Origin of the sequence: Dactylosporangium sp. CA-052675, assembly GCF_050947935.1 — a bacterium.
Classification (GTDB): Bacteria; Actinomycetota; Actinomycetes; order Mycobacteriales; family Micromonosporaceae; genus Dactylosporangium.
Genome location: NZ_CP192010.1, coordinates 7,756,314 through 7,771,873, shown reverse-complemented (window position 1 = coordinate 7,771,873; position 15,560 = coordinate 7,756,314). Strand labels below are relative to the sequence as shown.

The 15,560-nt window shown below is 73.8% G+C and carries 15 protein-coding genes; 5 read left to right on the top strand and 10 right to left on the bottom strand.

Annotation, left to right across the window (positions count from 1 at the left end):
• Positions 1 to 115: 115 nt before the first annotated feature.
• Entirely contained in the window at positions 116 to 502 is a 387-nt protein-coding gene (locus tag ACQP1P_RS34580; RefSeq protein WP_433077465.1) for a PPOX class F420-dependent oxidoreductase, read from the top strand.
• 53 nt (positions 503 to 555) lie between these two features.
• Here ACQP1P_RS34580 and ACQP1P_RS34575 read toward each other — a convergent pair whose 3' ends face one another.
• Positions 556 to 2,619, bottom strand: a complete 2,064-nt coding sequence (locus ACQP1P_RS34575; protein ID WP_433077463.1) for a M4 family metallopeptidase — start codon at positions 2,617 to 2,619, stop codon at positions 556 to 558.
• A 344-nt stretch (positions 2,620 to 2,963) separates the two neighbouring features.
• Here ACQP1P_RS34575 and ACQP1P_RS34570 point away from each other — a divergent pair, with 344 nt between their 5' ends.
• Together ACQP1P_RS34570 and ACQP1P_RS34565 are read left to right on the top strand one after the other, a co-directional pair.
• On the top strand, positions 2,964 to 4,409 hold the full coding sequence (locus ACQP1P_RS34570) for a bis-aminopropyl spermidine synthase family protein (RefSeq protein ID WP_433077461.1): 1,446 nt from the start codon (positions 2,964 to 2,966) through the stop codon (positions 4,407 to 4,409).
• On the top strand, positions 4,406 to 5,608 hold the full coding sequence (locus ACQP1P_RS34565; RefSeq protein ID WP_433077459.1) for an MFS transporter: 1,203 nt from the start codon (positions 4,406 to 4,408) through the stop codon (positions 5,606 to 5,608). The genes ACQP1P_RS34570 and ACQP1P_RS34565 overlap by 4 nt, the downstream gene beginning before the upstream one ends.
• A gap of 72 nt (positions 5,609 to 5,680) precedes the next feature.
• On the opposite strand, the gene ACQP1P_RS34560 is transcribed toward ACQP1P_RS34565, so the two are convergent.
• Together ACQP1P_RS34560 and ACQP1P_RS34555 are read right to left on the bottom strand one after the other, a co-directional pair.
• Entirely contained in the window at positions 5,681 to 6,112 is a 432-nt protein-coding gene (locus ACQP1P_RS34560) for a protein-tyrosine phosphatase family protein (RefSeq protein ID WP_433077457.1), read from the bottom strand.
• Positions 6,109 to 8,229 (bottom strand): serine/threonine-protein kinase, encoded by a 2,121-nt coding sequence (locus ACQP1P_RS34555; protein ID WP_433077455.1) that lies wholly within the window; start codon positions 8,227 to 8,229, stop codon positions 6,109 to 6,111. The genes ACQP1P_RS34560 and ACQP1P_RS34555 overlap by 4 nt, the downstream gene beginning before the upstream one ends.
• A 199-nt stretch (positions 8,230 to 8,428) precedes the next feature.
• Between ACQP1P_RS34555 and ACQP1P_RS34550 the strand changes: the two genes are divergently transcribed.
• The gene (locus ACQP1P_RS34550) at positions 8,429 to 9,151 is read left to right on the top strand and encodes a hypothetical protein (protein ID WP_433077453.1); all 723 of its coding nucleotides are present in this window, start codon (positions 8,429 to 8,431) and stop codon (positions 9,149 to 9,151) included.
• 29 nt (positions 9,152 to 9,180) lie between these two features.
• Positions 9,181 to 9,510: a PadR family transcriptional regulator gene (locus ACQP1P_RS34545; protein WP_433077451.1), complete on the top strand. Its 330-nt coding sequence runs from the start codon at positions 9,181 to 9,183 to the stop codon at positions 9,508 to 9,510.
• Between the two features lie 259 nt (positions 9,511 to 9,769).
• On the opposite strand, the gene egtD is transcribed toward ACQP1P_RS34545, so the two are convergent.
• The 7 genes from egtD to ACQP1P_RS34510 all read right to left on the bottom strand — a co-directional run bounded on the left by egtD (position 9,770) and on the right by ACQP1P_RS34510 (position 15,537).
• Complete coding sequence (egtD, locus tag ACQP1P_RS34540; RefSeq protein WP_433090214.1) at positions 9,770 to 10,741, bottom strand: L-histidine N(alpha)-methyltransferase; 972 nt, start codon at positions 10,739 to 10,741, stop codon at positions 9,770 to 9,772.
• Positions 10,742 to 10,743: 2 nt separating this feature from the next.
• Positions 10,744 to 11,496, bottom strand: coding sequence for an ergothioneine biosynthesis protein EgtC (gene egtC / locus ACQP1P_RS34535; protein WP_433077449.1), 753 nt, complete (start codon positions 11,494 to 11,496; stop codon positions 10,744 to 10,746).
• Positions 11,496 to 12,743: an ergothioneine biosynthesis protein EgtB gene (egtB, locus tag ACQP1P_RS34530; RefSeq protein WP_433077447.1), complete on the bottom strand. Its 1,248-nt coding sequence runs from the start codon at positions 12,741 to 12,743 to the stop codon at positions 11,496 to 11,498. Before egtB ends, egtC begins: the two co-directional genes overlap by 1 nt.
• Entirely contained in the window at positions 12,736 to 13,938 is a 1,203-nt protein-coding gene (gene egtA / locus ACQP1P_RS34525; RefSeq protein ID WP_433077445.1) for an ergothioneine biosynthesis glutamate--cysteine ligase EgtA, read from the bottom strand. The genes egtB and egtA overlap by 8 nt, the downstream gene beginning before the upstream one ends.
• Before the next feature lie 81 nt (positions 13,939 to 14,019).
• Positions 14,020 to 14,703: a TetR/AcrR family transcriptional regulator gene (locus ACQP1P_RS34520; RefSeq protein WP_433077443.1), complete on the bottom strand. Its 684-nt coding sequence runs from the start codon at positions 14,701 to 14,703 to the stop codon at positions 14,020 to 14,022.
• Positions 14,681 to 15,052: a thiol-disulfide oxidoreductase DCC family protein gene (locus tag ACQP1P_RS34515; protein WP_433077442.1), complete on the bottom strand. Its 372-nt coding sequence runs from the start codon at positions 15,050 to 15,052 to the stop codon at positions 14,681 to 14,683. The genes ACQP1P_RS34520 and ACQP1P_RS34515 overlap by 23 nt, the downstream gene beginning before the upstream one ends.
• Positions 15,049 to 15,537 (bottom strand): hypothetical protein, encoded by a 489-nt coding sequence (locus tag ACQP1P_RS34510; protein ID WP_433077440.1) that lies wholly within the window; start codon positions 15,535 to 15,537, stop codon positions 15,049 to 15,051. Before ACQP1P_RS34510 ends, ACQP1P_RS34515 begins: the two co-directional genes overlap by 4 nt.
• Between the last annotated feature and the right edge of the window lie 23 nt (positions 15,538 to 15,560).

Here is a 15,560-nt window from a genome sequence, read left to right as displayed (position 1 = left end):
GATCGCCGACCTCCTCCACCGTGATGACCTGGGACGCGACGAGCGTACGGGGCCGGACACGGCGGCTGCGAGCCCGACGCGCGAAGTCCGGCCGAACGGACGGCACACTTGCACCATGAATGCCGACGCAGCGCAGGCGATCGAGCGGGCCGGGTACGTCCGCCTGACCACGTATCGCAAGGACGGGACCCCGGTCGCGACGCCGGTGTGGCACGCGGTGCACGAGGGCGAGGTGTTCGTCATCTCCAACCTCGACGCGTGGAAGGTCAAGCGCATCCGCAACGACGGGCGGGTCGAGCTCACCCCGTGCAACGTCCGCGGGACGGTCAAGGAGGGCGCGCCGACCGTGGCCGGGACCGCGCGGCTGCTCGACGAGGCGGGCACGGCGCGGGCCCGGCGGTACATCGCGAGCAAGTACTTCCTGTCCCGGGCCGGCAACCTCCTCACCGGGGTGCTGCGCCTCAAGCGGCCGCCGGTGATCGGGATCGCCATCACGGTGTAGACAGCGGAAGGGCCCGGGCGGCGCGCGGCCCGGGCCCTTCCTTGCAGCGAGCGTCAGCTCAGCGTGACGGCCGTGTCGTCGATGACGAACGAGGTCTGCAGCGAGGAGTCCTCGGTGCCGCTGAACTTGATGGTCACCGTCTGACCCGCGAAGGCGTTGAGGCTGTAGCTCTTGAGCTGGTAGCCGGAGGCCTTGTTGAGGTTGGACAGCGTGCCCAGGGTCGTCGAGCCGGCCGTGATGGTCAGCTTGTCGTACTGGGTCGTGGTGGTCGTCTCGGCCGAGTCGATGTGGACGTAGAACGACAGGGTCGCCGTACATCCGGCCGGGATGGTCACCGACTGCTGGATCGCCTCGGTGTGGGTCGAGCCGTAGCCGTCGAGCCACGAGCTCCAGGTGCCGCCGTGCGCGGCCTGGCCGGAGCTGGACCACTGGCCGATGCTGCCCGTGGTGCCGGTCCACGACGTCGCGCCGGACTCGAAGCCGGGGTTCGCCAGCTTCTGGCCGGAGCAGCCGCCGGTGGGCGGCGGGGTGGTCGGGCCACCGGTGGTGGGCGGCGGCGTGGTGCCACCGGTGCAGGTCGGGTCGCCCGACTGCGCCGGCACGGACACCGCGTCCCACGCGGCCTTGACCGTGTTGAACTGGGTGCAGCTGCCCGGGAACAGGTTCTTGGCCGCGGTCAGCGTCCAGGTGCGGTACTTCAGGTACGAAGACGACGAGGTCTTCATCAGCATCGCGTTGTACATGACCTTGATGGCGTTCTGGATGCCCAGCGGGTTGCTGACGGTCGAGCCGTTGCAGGTCGGGCTGGCGGGCTGGCCGTTGCCGGCGGAGCCCTGGGCCATCAGGTAGAACCAGTGGTTGCCGGGGCCGGCGGCCGCGTGGACCTCCGAGCCGGGCGTGCTGCTGGAGTAGCAGTTCGAGTCGCCGACGGCCGACGGGTTGTACATGTTGCGGATCGGGCCGCTGCCGACCAGGTTGACCTCCTCGCCGACCAGGTAGTCCGGCGGGTCGTTCGGGTTGTTCGCGAACCACTCGGTGGCCGCGCCGAACGTGTCCGCGACGAACTCCTGGGTGCCGCTCTTGGAGATGCCACCCGGGGTGGTGTCGTCGATGCCGTGCCCGGCCTCGTGGCCCACGACGTCGGCGGAGGCGATCCACTGGCCGGCGGTGTTCTTGCCGATCTGGATCTGCGTGCCGTCGTAGTACGCGTTCTGGTCGTTCAGGCCGACGCGGATCGGCCAGCCGCCGCCCGAGCCGTTGAAGCCGTTGCGGCCCAGCCACGTGGACAGCATCGACAGTTCCTTCTGCGCGACGTACAGGGCGTCGACGCAGCCGGTCTCCCGGTTGGTGCCGGTCCCGTTGCCCCAGACGTCGTCGCTGCCGGAGAACGTGGTGTTGTTCGCCGCGTCCTGGCAGGAGACGTTGGTGTAGTTCGGGTCCTTCATGCTGTACGTGCTGCCCGACTGCGTGGTGTTGATCGACACCGAGCCGTTGATCCAGCCGGTGCCGGTGCCCGCCATGACGTGCTCGGTGGTGTTGAGCACCGCGCCGGTCGCCGCGTCGACGTCGACGGTGAGACGGCTGGCACCCTCGGCGCCGGTGCCCGACACCGTGGTCTCGTACGCGAGCTTGGCCGCCCCGTCGAGCGTGTACACGACGAGGCTGGTGCCCTCGACGTTGTTGACGGTCTTGAGCTGGGCCTTGGCGACGGACTCGGCGGCCGCCGAGGTGATCGACGGGGTCGTCGAGAGGTTGCCGATCGCCTTGGTCTGAGAGACCGAGGTGTACTGCGTCGCGCCGGACTTGTCCGTGACGACGACGAAGTCACCGCCCGTCACCTTCAGGCCCTTGTAGGTCCGTTCGTACGCGATGTACTTGGCGTTGCCCGAGGCCGTGACCGACTTCTGCACGTAGGCGTCGTCGGAGCTCGGCTGGATCACGCTCGGCTTGCTCTTGACGAACGAGTCGACCGACTGGGCGGCGACGGCGTTGGACACCTCGACGGCGTCCGTGGAGGCAGAGGCGTTCGTGGCTTGCACGGCCGCGGCCGTGCCGGCTGTGACCAGCCCGACCGCGAACACTCCGGCCGCTGTAGCGAACCGTGGGGAGAGCTTCAAGGGTGCCTTCTTTCAGCAACGACCCGAACCCACCGGGGAATGTGTGACGGGAGGGGCCGGAACCAATGGAGGTCACGCGCACGTCGAAGCGTCTGAGGGCCGGTGTGCGCGCCGTACGGAGGCCCGCCGTCGACATCGACTTGCAGCGATGCGAGGACGATCACACACATTCGAAGAGTTGGACAAGGGTCGATGCCCTACCCGTACCCTCGCCCCCACCCTGTACTTGGGCGCCGAAACATCCAGGAAATCTTGCGCTCTGTAGATCCCGGGCCCCCCGAACCGCTACTCCCGGTTAACTTTTAACTGTCAACCCCAGAGATTCGCGATGGTAGGGTGCCCCGGTGGAGCCCGAGCCGATCGATGCGGTGGCCGCCCTCGTCTCGGCATCCGGGATCGCGGGGCGCCGTCTGCGGGAGCTGATCCGGGCGCTCACGCTCGCGCCGGCCGCCCTCGAGGACCTGGTCCGCGACCACGCCGTCCCGCGCCGCACCGTCGAGGCGCTCCTGCGCGCGGCCGGCCCGGACCTGCGCGAGGACCGCGGACGGGTGATCCTGCGGCCGTCGGTCCGGGAGTCGTACGGCGAGCGCTTCGACCTCGCCGGCTTGGACACGGTGCCCGAGGTCGGGGGCATGGGCGACCTGATCGCCGGTGCGCCCCGGGCCGACCAGGCCCTCGACCACGTCTCCGCCACCGAGGAGACGGCCCGCCGCCGCGCGCAATGGCTCGCCGGGACCTACGACCTGGCCGGCGCCCGCCTGGTGTGCGTCGGCGACCACGACCTCACCTCGCTCGCGGCCCGCCAGGCGCTGCCGGACACCGAGATCGCCGTGGTCGACGTGGACGAGCGGCTGCTGGCCTACATCGACGGGCAGGGCGCGGGGATCGCCTGCTACCAGGCGGATCTGCGCTTCGGGCTCCCGCCGGCGCTCGTGGGCACCGCGGACGTCATCTTCACCGACCCGCCCTACACGCCCGAGGGCGTGCAGCTGTTCCTCGGCCGCGGCGCGCAGGCGCTGCGGGACCGCGCGAACGGGCGCCTCGTGATGGCGTACGGCTTCAGCCCCCTGACCCCCGCCCTCGGCCTCAAGGTCCAGCGGGCCGTGCTCGACCTCGACCTCGCGATCGAGGCGATGCTGCCCGGGTTCAACCGGTACCACGGCGCCCAGGCCGTCGGCAGCGCCAGCGACCTCTACGTCTGCCGCCCGACCCCGCACACCTGGCAGATCCTCGACCGCCGCCTCGACAAGCTCGCCGGCTCGGCCAACATCTACACCCACGGCGAGCAGTCCCTCGAGGGCGCGGCGGCCCGGGGCCCGGCCCGCATTCTCGGCGGCGGCCCGCTCAAGGCCGACGAGCTCACCGTCGACCTCGCCGGCGACCCCGGCCCGTGGCTGGCCCGGGTGCTGCTCGCGCTCAACGTCCCGCGGGTCACGCTGCTCGCCGCGAACAACCACCCCGACCTGCGCGACGAGGCCGCCCAGGCCGCGCTGCGCGAGCTGGTCGGGGCCAAGTGGGACCTGCGCCTGCGCCGCAGCACGCCCGGCCCGAGGCAGGCGACGGTGGAGGCGGTGCTGCGCCCGGCCGAGGGCGTCGCCGGCCGGCTGCTCACGCACGTCCACGGCCGGATCGGCAACGTGCTGCGCGACGCGCTGATGCGGGCCGACCCGGGTCTGAGCCGGGCCGCCGCCCAGGATCGCGCGGCGGAGCTGGTGGGCCGCCCCGAGTACCTCGACGCCCGCCTGATCGACCTCCCGCGCCACGTGATCGTCCGACTCCTGCGGTCGTGAGCGCGCTGTGGCGCAGCCGCGACTTCGCGGTCTTCCTCGGGGTGCAGACGCTGTCGGCGTTCGGGGACGCGTGCACGTTCGCCGCCGTCCCGCTGCTCATGCGCACGGGGTCGGTCTCGATCACCGACCTCGGCTGGATCCGCGCGCTGTCGGCGGTGGCCACCCTGCTCACCGGCGTCTTCGCCGGCGTCATCGCCGACCGCTTCGACCGGCGCCGCGTGCTGCGCCGGTGCGACCTGGCCCGGTTCGCGCTCCTCGGGGCCATCCCGCTCGCCTGGCTGGCCGGGCCGCAGCCGTGGGTGTTGTACGTCGTGCTGCCGTCCGCCGCGGTGTTCTCGATGATCTTCCAGGTCACCTACGTCGCCGTGGTGCCCGCGCTGGTGCCCGCGGACCGGATCGCCGAGGCCAACGGGCTGCTCTACGGGGCGTACTCGGTCGCGTACCTGGCCGGCCCCGCCGTCGCCGGCCTCGTCTCGCAGGGCGCGGGCCCGGTCTACGCGATCGGCCTCGACGCCATCTCCTTCGCGCTGTCCGCCGCCGGGCTGTTCCTGGTCAACCTGCGCGGCCCCGGCACCGAGGGCACCGAGCGCGGCCTCGGCGCGGGCGTGCGGTTCATCCGCCGCCACCCGGTGATGCTGCCCCTGACCGTGCTCCTCGCGGTGCTGATCTTCTTCACCTCGAGCCTCAACGACGTCATCGTCTACCACCTCATGAGCGGGCTCGGGCAGCCGGACGCGGTGATCGGCCTGGTGCTGACCGCCGGCGTGCTCGGCAGCACGCTCGCCTCCGCCGTGGTCGCCCCGCTGCGCCGCCGGGCCGGCTTCGGTGCCACCTGGATCGGCGCGTTCTGCCTGTGCGGGCTGGTCGTGGCCGGGATCGGCCTGGCCGCGGACGTGCCCCTCATCGCCGTGCTCGCCGCCACGGTGACGCTGTGCACCGGGGTCGCCGGCATCTCCTCGGTCTCGCTGCGCCAGGAGGTGACCCCGGGTCACCTGCTCGGCCGGGTCACGGCGGCGTTCTGGACGCTGCAGCTCGTGCTGGCCCCGGCCGGCGACGCGGCGCTCACGTTCGCCGCCAAGCACTTCGGGGTGCCGCCGACGCTCGGCGTCGCCGGTGCCGCCGTCACGGTGACCGCGCTCGCGGCCCTGTGCACGCCGATAGCCCGGCGCACAGCGCCCGCGCCGCCGCCGTCCACATAGCGGCCGGGCCGGTGCCCTCCGGGCCGCGCAGCCGCCGCGGCCGCTCACGGTGGCCGCGGCGGGCGGCCCCGCTCAAGGTCGCGAACCGAACGCCCGCACGTAGCGCTGCTGCCACGGCGTCTCCACCGCGTGGGGGTGGTAGTGCCGGCGGACGTAGGCCACGGCCTCGTCCGCCGCCACGCCGTCGAGGATCGCGATGCAGGCCAGGGCCGTGCCCGTGCGCCCCCGCCCGCCGCGGCAGGCCACCTCGACCCGCTCCCGCTCCGCCCGGCGCAGCGCCTCGGCGAACGCCGCCGCGGCCGCCGCCCGGTCCGAGGGCAGCCGGAAGTCGGGCCAGCGCACCCAGGTCGCGTCCCAGGCGACGGCGGGCGGGCGGCGGCCCAGCAGGTACAGGCCGAAGTCGGGCGCGGCGGCCGGCGGGCCGTGCCGCAGCCCCCGCCCGCGGATCACGCGCCCGGACGGCAGCCGCAGCAGGTCGCCCTCGCCGCCGGCCCAGGCGCTCACGGCCTCGGCCGGAAGCTCGCGAACACGATGTCCAGGTCGCCGCGGGCGTTGGCCCAGTCGCTGTCGGCGGTCGACCACCAGATGCCGTACGCCTGGTGGTCCGACGTCACCACGCCGCGGTTGTTCACGTGCTGCTTGCTGCCGTAGATGAACTCCCAGTCGGCGGCGACCACGAAGTAGTGCTCCACCGGCCTGATGCCGACCCGCGAGTAGTTCTTGTAGTAGCTGCCGCCGCGCTCCTTCTCCTGCTGCGTCCAGTCGGCGACGGGGTCCATGTTGGGCTTGCCGGTCTGGTCGATGCCGAGCGAGCGGTTGTTGCCGCGGAAGTAGACCATCGTGCCGTCGATGGACTTGTTCCAGCCCTGCGGGACGTACACCGAGAAGCCCGTCGGGTCGTGGTAGTCGGTCCAGCCCGGCGGCAGCGGCGGGAGCTTGCCCGAGGCCGTGCCGGCCGGCGGCTCCGCCGCCGGGGTGGTCGGGTTCCCCGTGGTCTCCGCGGGCGCGGAGCTGCCCTGGCCACCACCCGCGGCCGGCGCCGAGGAGCCCGGCGCGCTGGGGACGGGCGCGGCCGCCGCGCCGGTGGTCCGGGTGGCCCCGGTGCCCTGGGTGTCCGGGGCGCTGTCGTCGGTCTTCACGGCCAGCCAGACCAGCAGCGCCACCACGACCGCCGCGGCGACGCCGCCGACGAGCAGGCCGGTGCGCCGCTTCGGCGATCCGGAGCCCGGCGGCGGCGCCACGACGGCGGCCACCCCGGCGGCGCGGGGCGCGGCCTGCTCGACGCGCGTCGGCTGCTCGAACTTCGCGACCGGTTCGGGCTCCGGTTCGGGCTCGACCTGTGCGACCGGCTCCGGTTCGGGTTCGGGCTCGGGTTCCGGCTGCGGCTCCGGTTCAGGCTCGGGTTCCGGCTCCGGCTCCGGTTCGGGCTCCGGTTCGGGCTCAACCTCCGCGACCGGCTCGGGCTCCGGTTCGGGTTCCGGCTCGGCGGCCGGGGCCTCGAGGTCCGGGTCGAGCTCGTCCGCGGTGGCCGCGCCGAAGACCGGGCCCTCGATCACGCCGGACCCGGTCGCGGGCGCCTCCTGCGCCGGCGGCGGCACAACGGCGTTCCCGCGCGCCACGGGCGTGGTCGGCGGTGCGGCGGCGGGGGCGGCAGCAGCGGCCGCGGCGGCCGGGGGGATCGGGCGGACGAGGCGCTCGGGGCGCTCGGGGCGGGTCTGCGGCGTGCGCTGGGCGGGCACCGCGGGCGCCGGGGCCTCGGTGCGGCCCCAGCCGCTGAGCCACGAGCGCTTCTTCTTCGCCGTCTCGGGCAGCAGCGCCCGCCGCAGCAGCTCGTCGGTCTGGGCGAAGTCCGCGCGGGCCTTGGGGTCCTTGCGCAGCAGGGCGCGCAGCACCGGGGCGAGGGCGCCCGCGCGCTGCGGCGGGTCGGCCTCCTCGGACGCGAGCGCGGTGAGCGTCTCCATCGCGGAGCCGCGGCCGAACGGGGAGCGGCCCTCGACGGCGGCGTACAGGGTCGCGCCCAGCGACCACAGATCGCTCGCCGGGCCGGCGATGCCCTCGCGGGCGCGCTCGGGCGCGATGAACTCGGGCGAGCCGAGCACGAGGCCGGTGCGCGTGACGTGGCCCTCGCCCTCGACGCGGGCGATGCCGAAGTCGGTGAGCACCACGCGGCCGTCCTCGGCCAGCAGCACGTTGCCGGGCTTGATGTCGCGGTGGTCGACCCCGGCCCGGTGGGCGGCGCGCAGCGCGTCGAGCACCGCGAGGCCGATCTCGGCGACCCGGCGCACCGGCAGCGGCCCGTCCTCGCGCATGACCTGGTCCAGCGAGCGCGACCGCACGTATTCCATGACGAGCCACGGCTGCCCCTCGGCCGCGAGCACGTCGTAGACCCGCACCACGTTGGGATGGCTCAGCCGCGCCGCCGCCCGCGCCTCGCGCAGCGTGCGCTCCATGGCCACGTCCCGGGCGCTGTCGAGCAGCTCGGGGGGCAGGACGATCTGTTTGACCGCGACATCGCGATGGAGGGTCTCGTCCCGGGCACGCCACACCCGCCCCATGCCACCGACACCCAGGGGCTCGAGAAGACGGTAACGGTCGGCGACGACGGGGGGCGCGGCGGTCATGCACCATTGTGTACCCGAAGGATCTCGCCACGACGCACACCCCTCGCCGGTGTGTGTCGCCGGACAGATTTCCGACGGGCCGCAACCCGTCCGTCCCCCCGTCCGGCAGCGGCCCCGGCCGATCACATGACAGAGCGCGCACGGGTGCTCGCCTACCGTGGTTGCAGGTCGGTTGCGAGACGGTCATGGAGGGACTTCGGTGGGCGAGACCCTGTTGCAGTTCGGCGGCACCCGCGGGGAGCTGATGCTCCTGGCGTACCTCATCGGCGGTCTCGCCGTGTTCGGGGCGGCCTTCCTGCCGGGCAACACCGCGCTGTACCGCGTGGTCTGCCTCATCCTCGGCACCGCGATGGCGGCCTGGGCGGCGAAGGTGATGATGTTCGGCGGGTTCGTCCACATCAACGCGCTCGTCCTGCTGGCCCCGGCCGTGCTGCTGGTGCGGGGCGCGATCGGCACCGTACGGTTCGTCGTCACCCGTCCGGGTCCCCGCCCGGGGATGCGGCCTCACCCGGCTGCCCGTCAGCTGGGTGGCACCGGCTCCTACCGGATGCACCCGCCGGCGGCGTACGCCGCGGTGCACGCGAGCTACCCGGCGGCCGAGCCGGTCTACGCGCGTGCGGTCTTCGGCACCGAGCCCGCGTACGCGCCGGCGGTGGACGACCGCTGGGGCGGGCCCGCGGCGGCCGACCGCTGGGGCGGGCCCGCGGCGGCCGACCGCTGGGGCGCGCACGCGGCGGACGGCCGCTGGGGCGCGGTCCACGCGGCGGAGGGTCATCGGGGTGCGGTCGACGCGGCGGACGGCCGGCAGGGGCGGGGTGCGCACGCGGCGGAGCCGACCGGTCACATTCCGCGGCAGCCCGGCCCGCGTATTCGCGAACTGCCGGGCCCGGCCGTCACGAGGGCCCGGCACCGGGCGACCTGATCGGGGCAAAAGGCCGTATAAAGATCGGCATGACCCCGATGCGGGAGCCGACCTTCCTGATCCTGACCGCGCTCGCGGTGCGGCCCATGCACGGTTACGCCGTGATCCAGGAGGTCGCCGAGCTCTCCGGAGGCCGGGTGGTGCTCGCGGCCGGCACGCTCTACGCCGCCCTGGACCGCCTCACGGCCGAGGGTCTCGTAGCCCCGGAGGGCTCGGAGGTCGTCGACGGCCGGCACCGGCGCTACTACCGGTTGACCGAGAACGGCGCCGCGGCGCTGGCGGCCGACGCCGAGCGCCAGCGCCGCAACGCCGCGGCGGCCGCGAAGCGACTCCGGTTGCGGGCGGCTGAGGCCCGCTGACCCGGCTACGTCAGGGCGTTCGTCAACGGGTCGGGCCGGCCCATTGGTTGCGCATTGTGGTCATCCTCTCGGTTCTCGTATGCCGGACCGTGCCGGCCGTGATGGGGCGGGGTTCGCCGATTGCCACCTTGGCGGAGACCCCTGACGCGGCGCTGAAACCACGACGCCCGGTCGCCGTCAGTGACTCCGGCGGATGCGGGCGCCCCGGCTCCGGCAACAGCGGCGCGACCACCACACCGGGGCGGCGTCCCGGCCAGGGCTACACGGCCGCGGCCAGGGTCAGGGCGAAGCGGCCCGCCCGGTCCGTCCACCAGTCGCGCACCGCGAACCCCGCCGCCGCCAGCTCCCCGGTCAGGCCCTCGCGCCGGAACTTCGCCGATACCTCGGTGCGCAGTTCCTCGCCCGCCGCGAAGGCGATCTCCAGGTCCAGGGCGTCGAGTCGTACGCGCATGGGCGCGAGTGCCCGCAGGCGCATCTCGATCCATTCGCGTTCGTCGTCCCACACGGCGGCGTGGGCGAACGCGTCCGGCTCGAAGTTCGCGTCCAGCTCGCGGTTGAGCACGTGCAGCACGTTGCGGTTGAACTCGGCCGTCACGCCGGCGGTGTCGTCGTAGGCGGGAACCAGTACCGCCGGGTCCTTCACCAGGTCGGCGCCGAGCAGCAGGAACTCGCCCGGGGCCAGGCGGGCGCGCAGGGCGGCCAGGAACGGCGCCCGCTCGGCCGGGGTGAAGTTGCCGATGGTGCCGCCCAGGAACGCGACCAGCCGGGTGCCGGCCTCGGGCAGGACCTCCAGGTGGTGCACGAAGTCGGCGACGATGCCGTGCAGGTGCAGGTCCGGGTAGTCGCGGCGCAGGTCGGTCAGGGCGTGGCGCAGCGCCGCGCCGGAGACGTCCAGCGGGGTGAACGAGCCGAGCGTGCCGTGCTCGCGCAGGGCGTCGAGCAGCAGGCGGGTCTTCTCCGACGAGCCGGAGCCGAGCTCGATGAGCGTCTTGGCCCCGGTGAGCCGGGCGATCGCCCCCGCGCGGGTGGTCAGGATCTCGCGCTCGGCGCGCGTCGGGTAGTACTCCGGCAGCCGCGTGATCTCCTCGAACAGCTCGCTGCCGCGGGCGTCGTAGAAGTACTTCGGGGGCAGCCACTTCGGGCTCGCGGTGAGCCCGCGGCGGGCGTCCTGCCGCAGGCCCGCGGCGAGGTCGGCGTCGGTCAGGTGGACTTCGAGGTCAGACTCCGGCAGCGTCACGTGAGAACACCTTCCAGCGCGATGACCGTTACGGCCGGCGGGGCCGCGACGAGCAGGGACAGGTCGGGGACGGCGGTCCAGGCGGGGTCGGGGGAGAGGGGCTCGGAGGCGACGAGCACGGCCCCCTCCGCGGTGGACAGATACGACAGGGAGTGACCGGCGGTCGTGGCGGCGATCGTCTCGCCGTCGGTGAGCAGGAGGTTGAGGCGGGAGCCCGGGGCGGCCGCCGACACGTCCGCGACGACCCCGGCCAGGGCCGTGTCCGGGGCGGCGCCGTCGCGCAGGCGGGCCCGGACCAGGGCCCACACCAGGGCGCTGTCGGTCGGGGCGTCCAGGGTGATCAGGTCGCGGACCGGCAGCCCGGCGGCGAGGGCCGTCACGCTGTCCGGCCAGCCGGCCACCTTGCCGTTGTGCGAGAACAGCCAGCGGCCCTCGGCGAACGGCGCGGCGGCCGTCTCCGTGACCGGCATGCCGACCGTCGCCGAGCGCACCGCCGCGAGCACCGCCGTGGAGCTGGTCGCGGCGGCCAGCGCGGGCAGCCCGGCATCGGTCCACAGGGGAGCGTCGCGGCGGTACCGCACGAAGCCGGAGCCCTGCCGCCAGCCGACGCCGAACCCGTCGGCGTTGATGGTGCCGCCGCCGCGCATGTCCAGGGGCGCCCACGACTGGCGGGCCAGGGAGTGCGGCGGCGTGAACAGCAGATCCGCCAGCGGGATCGGCGGCCCGAGGTAGGCCAGGTGCCGGCACACTAGCCGAGCTCCGGGGGCGTGGCGTCGCGGGCGGTGCGCAAGCCGCTGAAGATCTGCCGGCGGATCGGGTAGTCCCAGTTGCGGAACGTGCCCCGGCACGCGGCCGCGTCGGTGCCGAAGGAGCCGCCGCGCAGCACCTTGTACTCGGGGCCGAAGAACACCTCGGAGTACTCGCGGTAGGGGAACGCGCTGAAGCCCGGGTAGGCGGCGAAGTCGCTGTCGACCCACTCCCACACGTCGCCGATGAGCTGGTGCACCCCCAGCGGCGAGGCGCCCGCGGGATAGGCGCCCACCGGCGCCGGGGCGAGGTGGCGCTGGCCGAGGTTCGCGTGCTGCGGGCCGGGGTCCTCGTCGCCCCAGGGGTACCGCCGCGAACGCCCGGTCACCGGGTCCCACCGCGCCGCCTTCTCCCACTCGGCCTCGGTCGGCAGCCGCCGGCCCGCCCAGGCCGCGTAGGCCTGCGCCTCGGGGAAGGACACGTGCACGACCGGCGCGTCGGGGACGATCGGCGCGGTCCGCCCGAACCCGGTCGCCAGCCACCCGCCCGGGTCGCGGCTCCAGTGCAGCGGGGGGTTCGCCCCGGTCTCGTCCAGGAACGCGGCGTACTGCGCGTTGGTCACCGGCGCCCGGTCGATCCAGAACGCGGGCACGTCGACGGTGTGCGCGGGCCGCTCGTTGTCCAGCGCCCACGCCTCGGTCGAGGTGCCCATGGTGAACGGCCCGCCCGGCACCAGCACCTCGCCCCGCACGTCCACAGTGGACTCCGGCGGGGGCGGCGCGGAGAGCACGGGATCGCCGCGGCGCAGCTGGTGCGTGGCGAGCATGGTCTCGTCGTGCTGCTGCTCGTGCTGCACGATCATCCCGAAGGCGAAGGCGTCCTCGGTCAGCCGCCTTCCCTCCAGGTGTACTCGCTCAAGCACGTCGAGCACCTTGTCGCGCACGGTCGCCACGTAGGCCCGCGCCTCCTTCGGCCCGAGCAGCGGCAGCGCGGGCCGGTCCCGGCGGGCGTGCTTGAAGGCGTCGTAGAGGTGGTCGATGTCGGCCCGCACCGGCTCCCGGCCGCCGACGTCGCGCACCAGCCACAGCTCCTCCTGGTTGCCGATGTGCGCCAGGTCCCACACCAGCGGCGACATGAGCGGCGAGTGCTGGCGCACCAGGTCGCCGTCGTCGACCGCCTCGGTCAGCCCGGCGGAGCGGGCCCGGGTCCGCTCGAGCTCCCGGGCGACGCGATCGCGCAGGTCAGCCATTGCGAGTACTCCCTTCGAGCACGGCTTCGGTCAGGTGCGGCGGCAGGTCCAGCCGCGCCAGGGCGAGCTCGCGCACGGCCCGGGCGGCCCGGGCGAGCACCGGGTCGGCCATCCCGTCGCGGGCCGCCTCCACCCAGCGCCCGGCGGCCGGCGCGCACAGCTCCAGCACCCGCGAGACGGTGGCCGGGTCGGCGAGCAGGGCGTGCAGCAGCGCCGCGGGCGCGAACCAGGCGCGCCCGGGCTGGGTGTCGAGGTAGCGGATCTCCAGGTACCCGCGCGGGCGCACCGGCGGGAAGAGGGTGCTGAGGTGGTAGTCGAGGTCGGCGTACGTCGGCCTCGTGTCCAGTGCGCCGCGGATCCAGTCCGCGAACGTCACCCCGGAAGGGGTGTCCCAGGCCCCGTCGGGCCGCCGGACGCACAGCAGCGTGGCGGCCAGCGCGTAGCGGGCCCAGCCGGCCGGCGGCGCCCCGTCGGTGGCCACGGCGCGGGTCCGGGACGGGTCGATGCCCCGCCAGGCCCGCTGCCGCGCCGAGGCCCAGCCGGTCTCCGCGCCCGCGAAGCGCGCCGAGTTCGCGAACAGGGCCAGGAGCGGGGGCCCGAGCGCGTGGACCGCGGCCCAGCGGTCGGGCAGCTCGGGCGCCGGGCCCGGGTCGAGGCAGACCTGCAGGCCCGCCGTCGAGCACATCATGATTTTTCCGGACATGCCGCGGCGGTCGAAGGCCGCCTCCATCGCGTCGTACCGGGGGGTGGAGAGCATCCGCCGCGGGGGGCGGTGCGGATCGGCGCCCGTGTCGCCCAGGACCAGGCCGACCCGGTCCAGCAGGGCGGTGAGCTGCTCGATATCGGCGCTGACGGCCGAGTGGAGCTCGATCAGGGAGCCGTGCGGCCGGCTGGAGATCTCCACCTGGCCGCCGGGTTCGAGGGTGACGCTGCCGCCGCTGCGCAGCGGGAGCGCCGGGGAGTCGGCCCGCAGGGTCGGCGGTGCGTGGTCGCCGAGCGCCTGGCAGAGCCGGGCGGGATCCAGCGCTGCGGCCGGATCGTCGCGTTGGTGAACGGTGAACTCGAGTTCGACACCGACCGCCGCGGGTGGCCCGGTCTTGAAGCAGATCGATGCGATGTAGCCCTCGGCCTGCTCGATCTCGGCGATGACCGCGTCGTGGTCGGCGGCCGTGCGGGTGCCCTGCAAGGTCGCCATGGGAGCCGACGCTACCCCGGGATCCCGGGATCGGCGAACGCTGTCGTTGAACAGTTGGTTACCGTCCGACTACGTGCGGCGCTACTTCAGCAGCCGGTACATCTTCAGTGTCTCCCTGGTCACCGACTTCAGGCCGGGCATCCGGGCCAGCGCGACGAGCCGGTCGATGAGCGGCACCGCGCGGTCGATCAGCAGGCGGGTCTTCGCCTGATCGGGTGACGTGTCGTGGACCCAGTAGAGGGTGATGCCCATCTGCCCGAGCCACAGCAGCTCGGGCAGGTCCGGCTTCAGCTCCGCGTCGATCTTCGTGGTGGCGCCCTCGACGACCTGGCGCAGGACCGCGATCGAACGCTCCCGGGCCGGGCCTGACTCGGCGCTGAACGGGCTCAGCGGCGAGCCGGGCTCGACGGCGGTCTTGATGAACTTGCCGGCGAACGCGTGGTACGGCGTCATCGTCTCCAGCATGCCGGTCAGCGCCACCCGCAGCCGCTCGTCGAACGGCCCCGGCTCGGCCAGGGCCGCGGCGACGGCGGCCGCGGTGTCCTCCTGGACCGTGGCGTAGAACTGCTGCACCAGGTGATCCTTGGAGGGGAAGTAGTAGTAGGCGTTGCCGACCGAGACGCCGGCGGCCTGCGCGATGCCCCGCATGGTGGTCTTGTCGTACCCCTGGTCGCGGAACAGCCGCACCGCCGTGTCGACGATGAGCCGCTTGGTCTGTTCGCCGCGTCCCGTCTCCGGCGTGTCAGGTGTCGCAGGTTTCACCACAGTCCTGACGATATCCGCGCAGCCTCCCGGCCGACTGCGCCACCCGGCGGGCGAGCGGCCGCAGGTGGGGCTGGGCGAGGCGCGCCGCCAGCCCCCGATAGCCGTCCAGCGCCCAGAGGCAGACGAGCCAGGCCGCATCCCCGACGTACACGCCGCCGTCGTCGGCGACCACGGTGATGTCGGCGAGGGTCTCGTCCGGATCGAGCGCCGGATACCGGCGGCGCGCCTCCTGCGATCCCGCCGCGACGAACTCGAGCGGGACGATCTGGGCCCGGCCGCCGAGCCACGCCCTGGCCGTGCGGCAGAGCCGGCAGCCCTCGTCGTAGAGGACGGTGAGCCGGGTGATCATCGCGGCGGCGGCATCTCGCCGGGGTCCGGGCGGTGGACCGGCGGGCGCGGGAACGGCGGCACCAGCGGCGCCTCCATGTGCAGCGGCGCGGCGAGCGGCGCCACGGTGCGGGTCGGCTCGATCGGCGGCGCGGACTGCTCCAGCAGCCGGCGCCGGCGGAAGCGGCTCAGCACGAACAGGTTGCCGAAGTGCACCGCGCCGAGCACCAGCAGGACCGTGCCCAGCTTCATCGCCAGGGCCTCCATCGCCCCGCTCTCGTCCGTGATCGGCCCGCTGATCTTCAGCGCGACGGCCACGTAGCCGAGGTTGAGCAGGTAGAACCCGACCACGAGCAGGTGGTTGACCGAGTCGGCGAGGCGCTCGTCGGCGAACGCGTCGTCGAGGAACACCTGGCCGTTCTTGAGCAGTGTGCGGGCGACCCACACCGTGAGCACGATGCTGACCGCGAGGTACAGCACGTAGGTGACGAGCTTCAGGTATTCCATGCCTGACCTCCGTCTATCTGAAC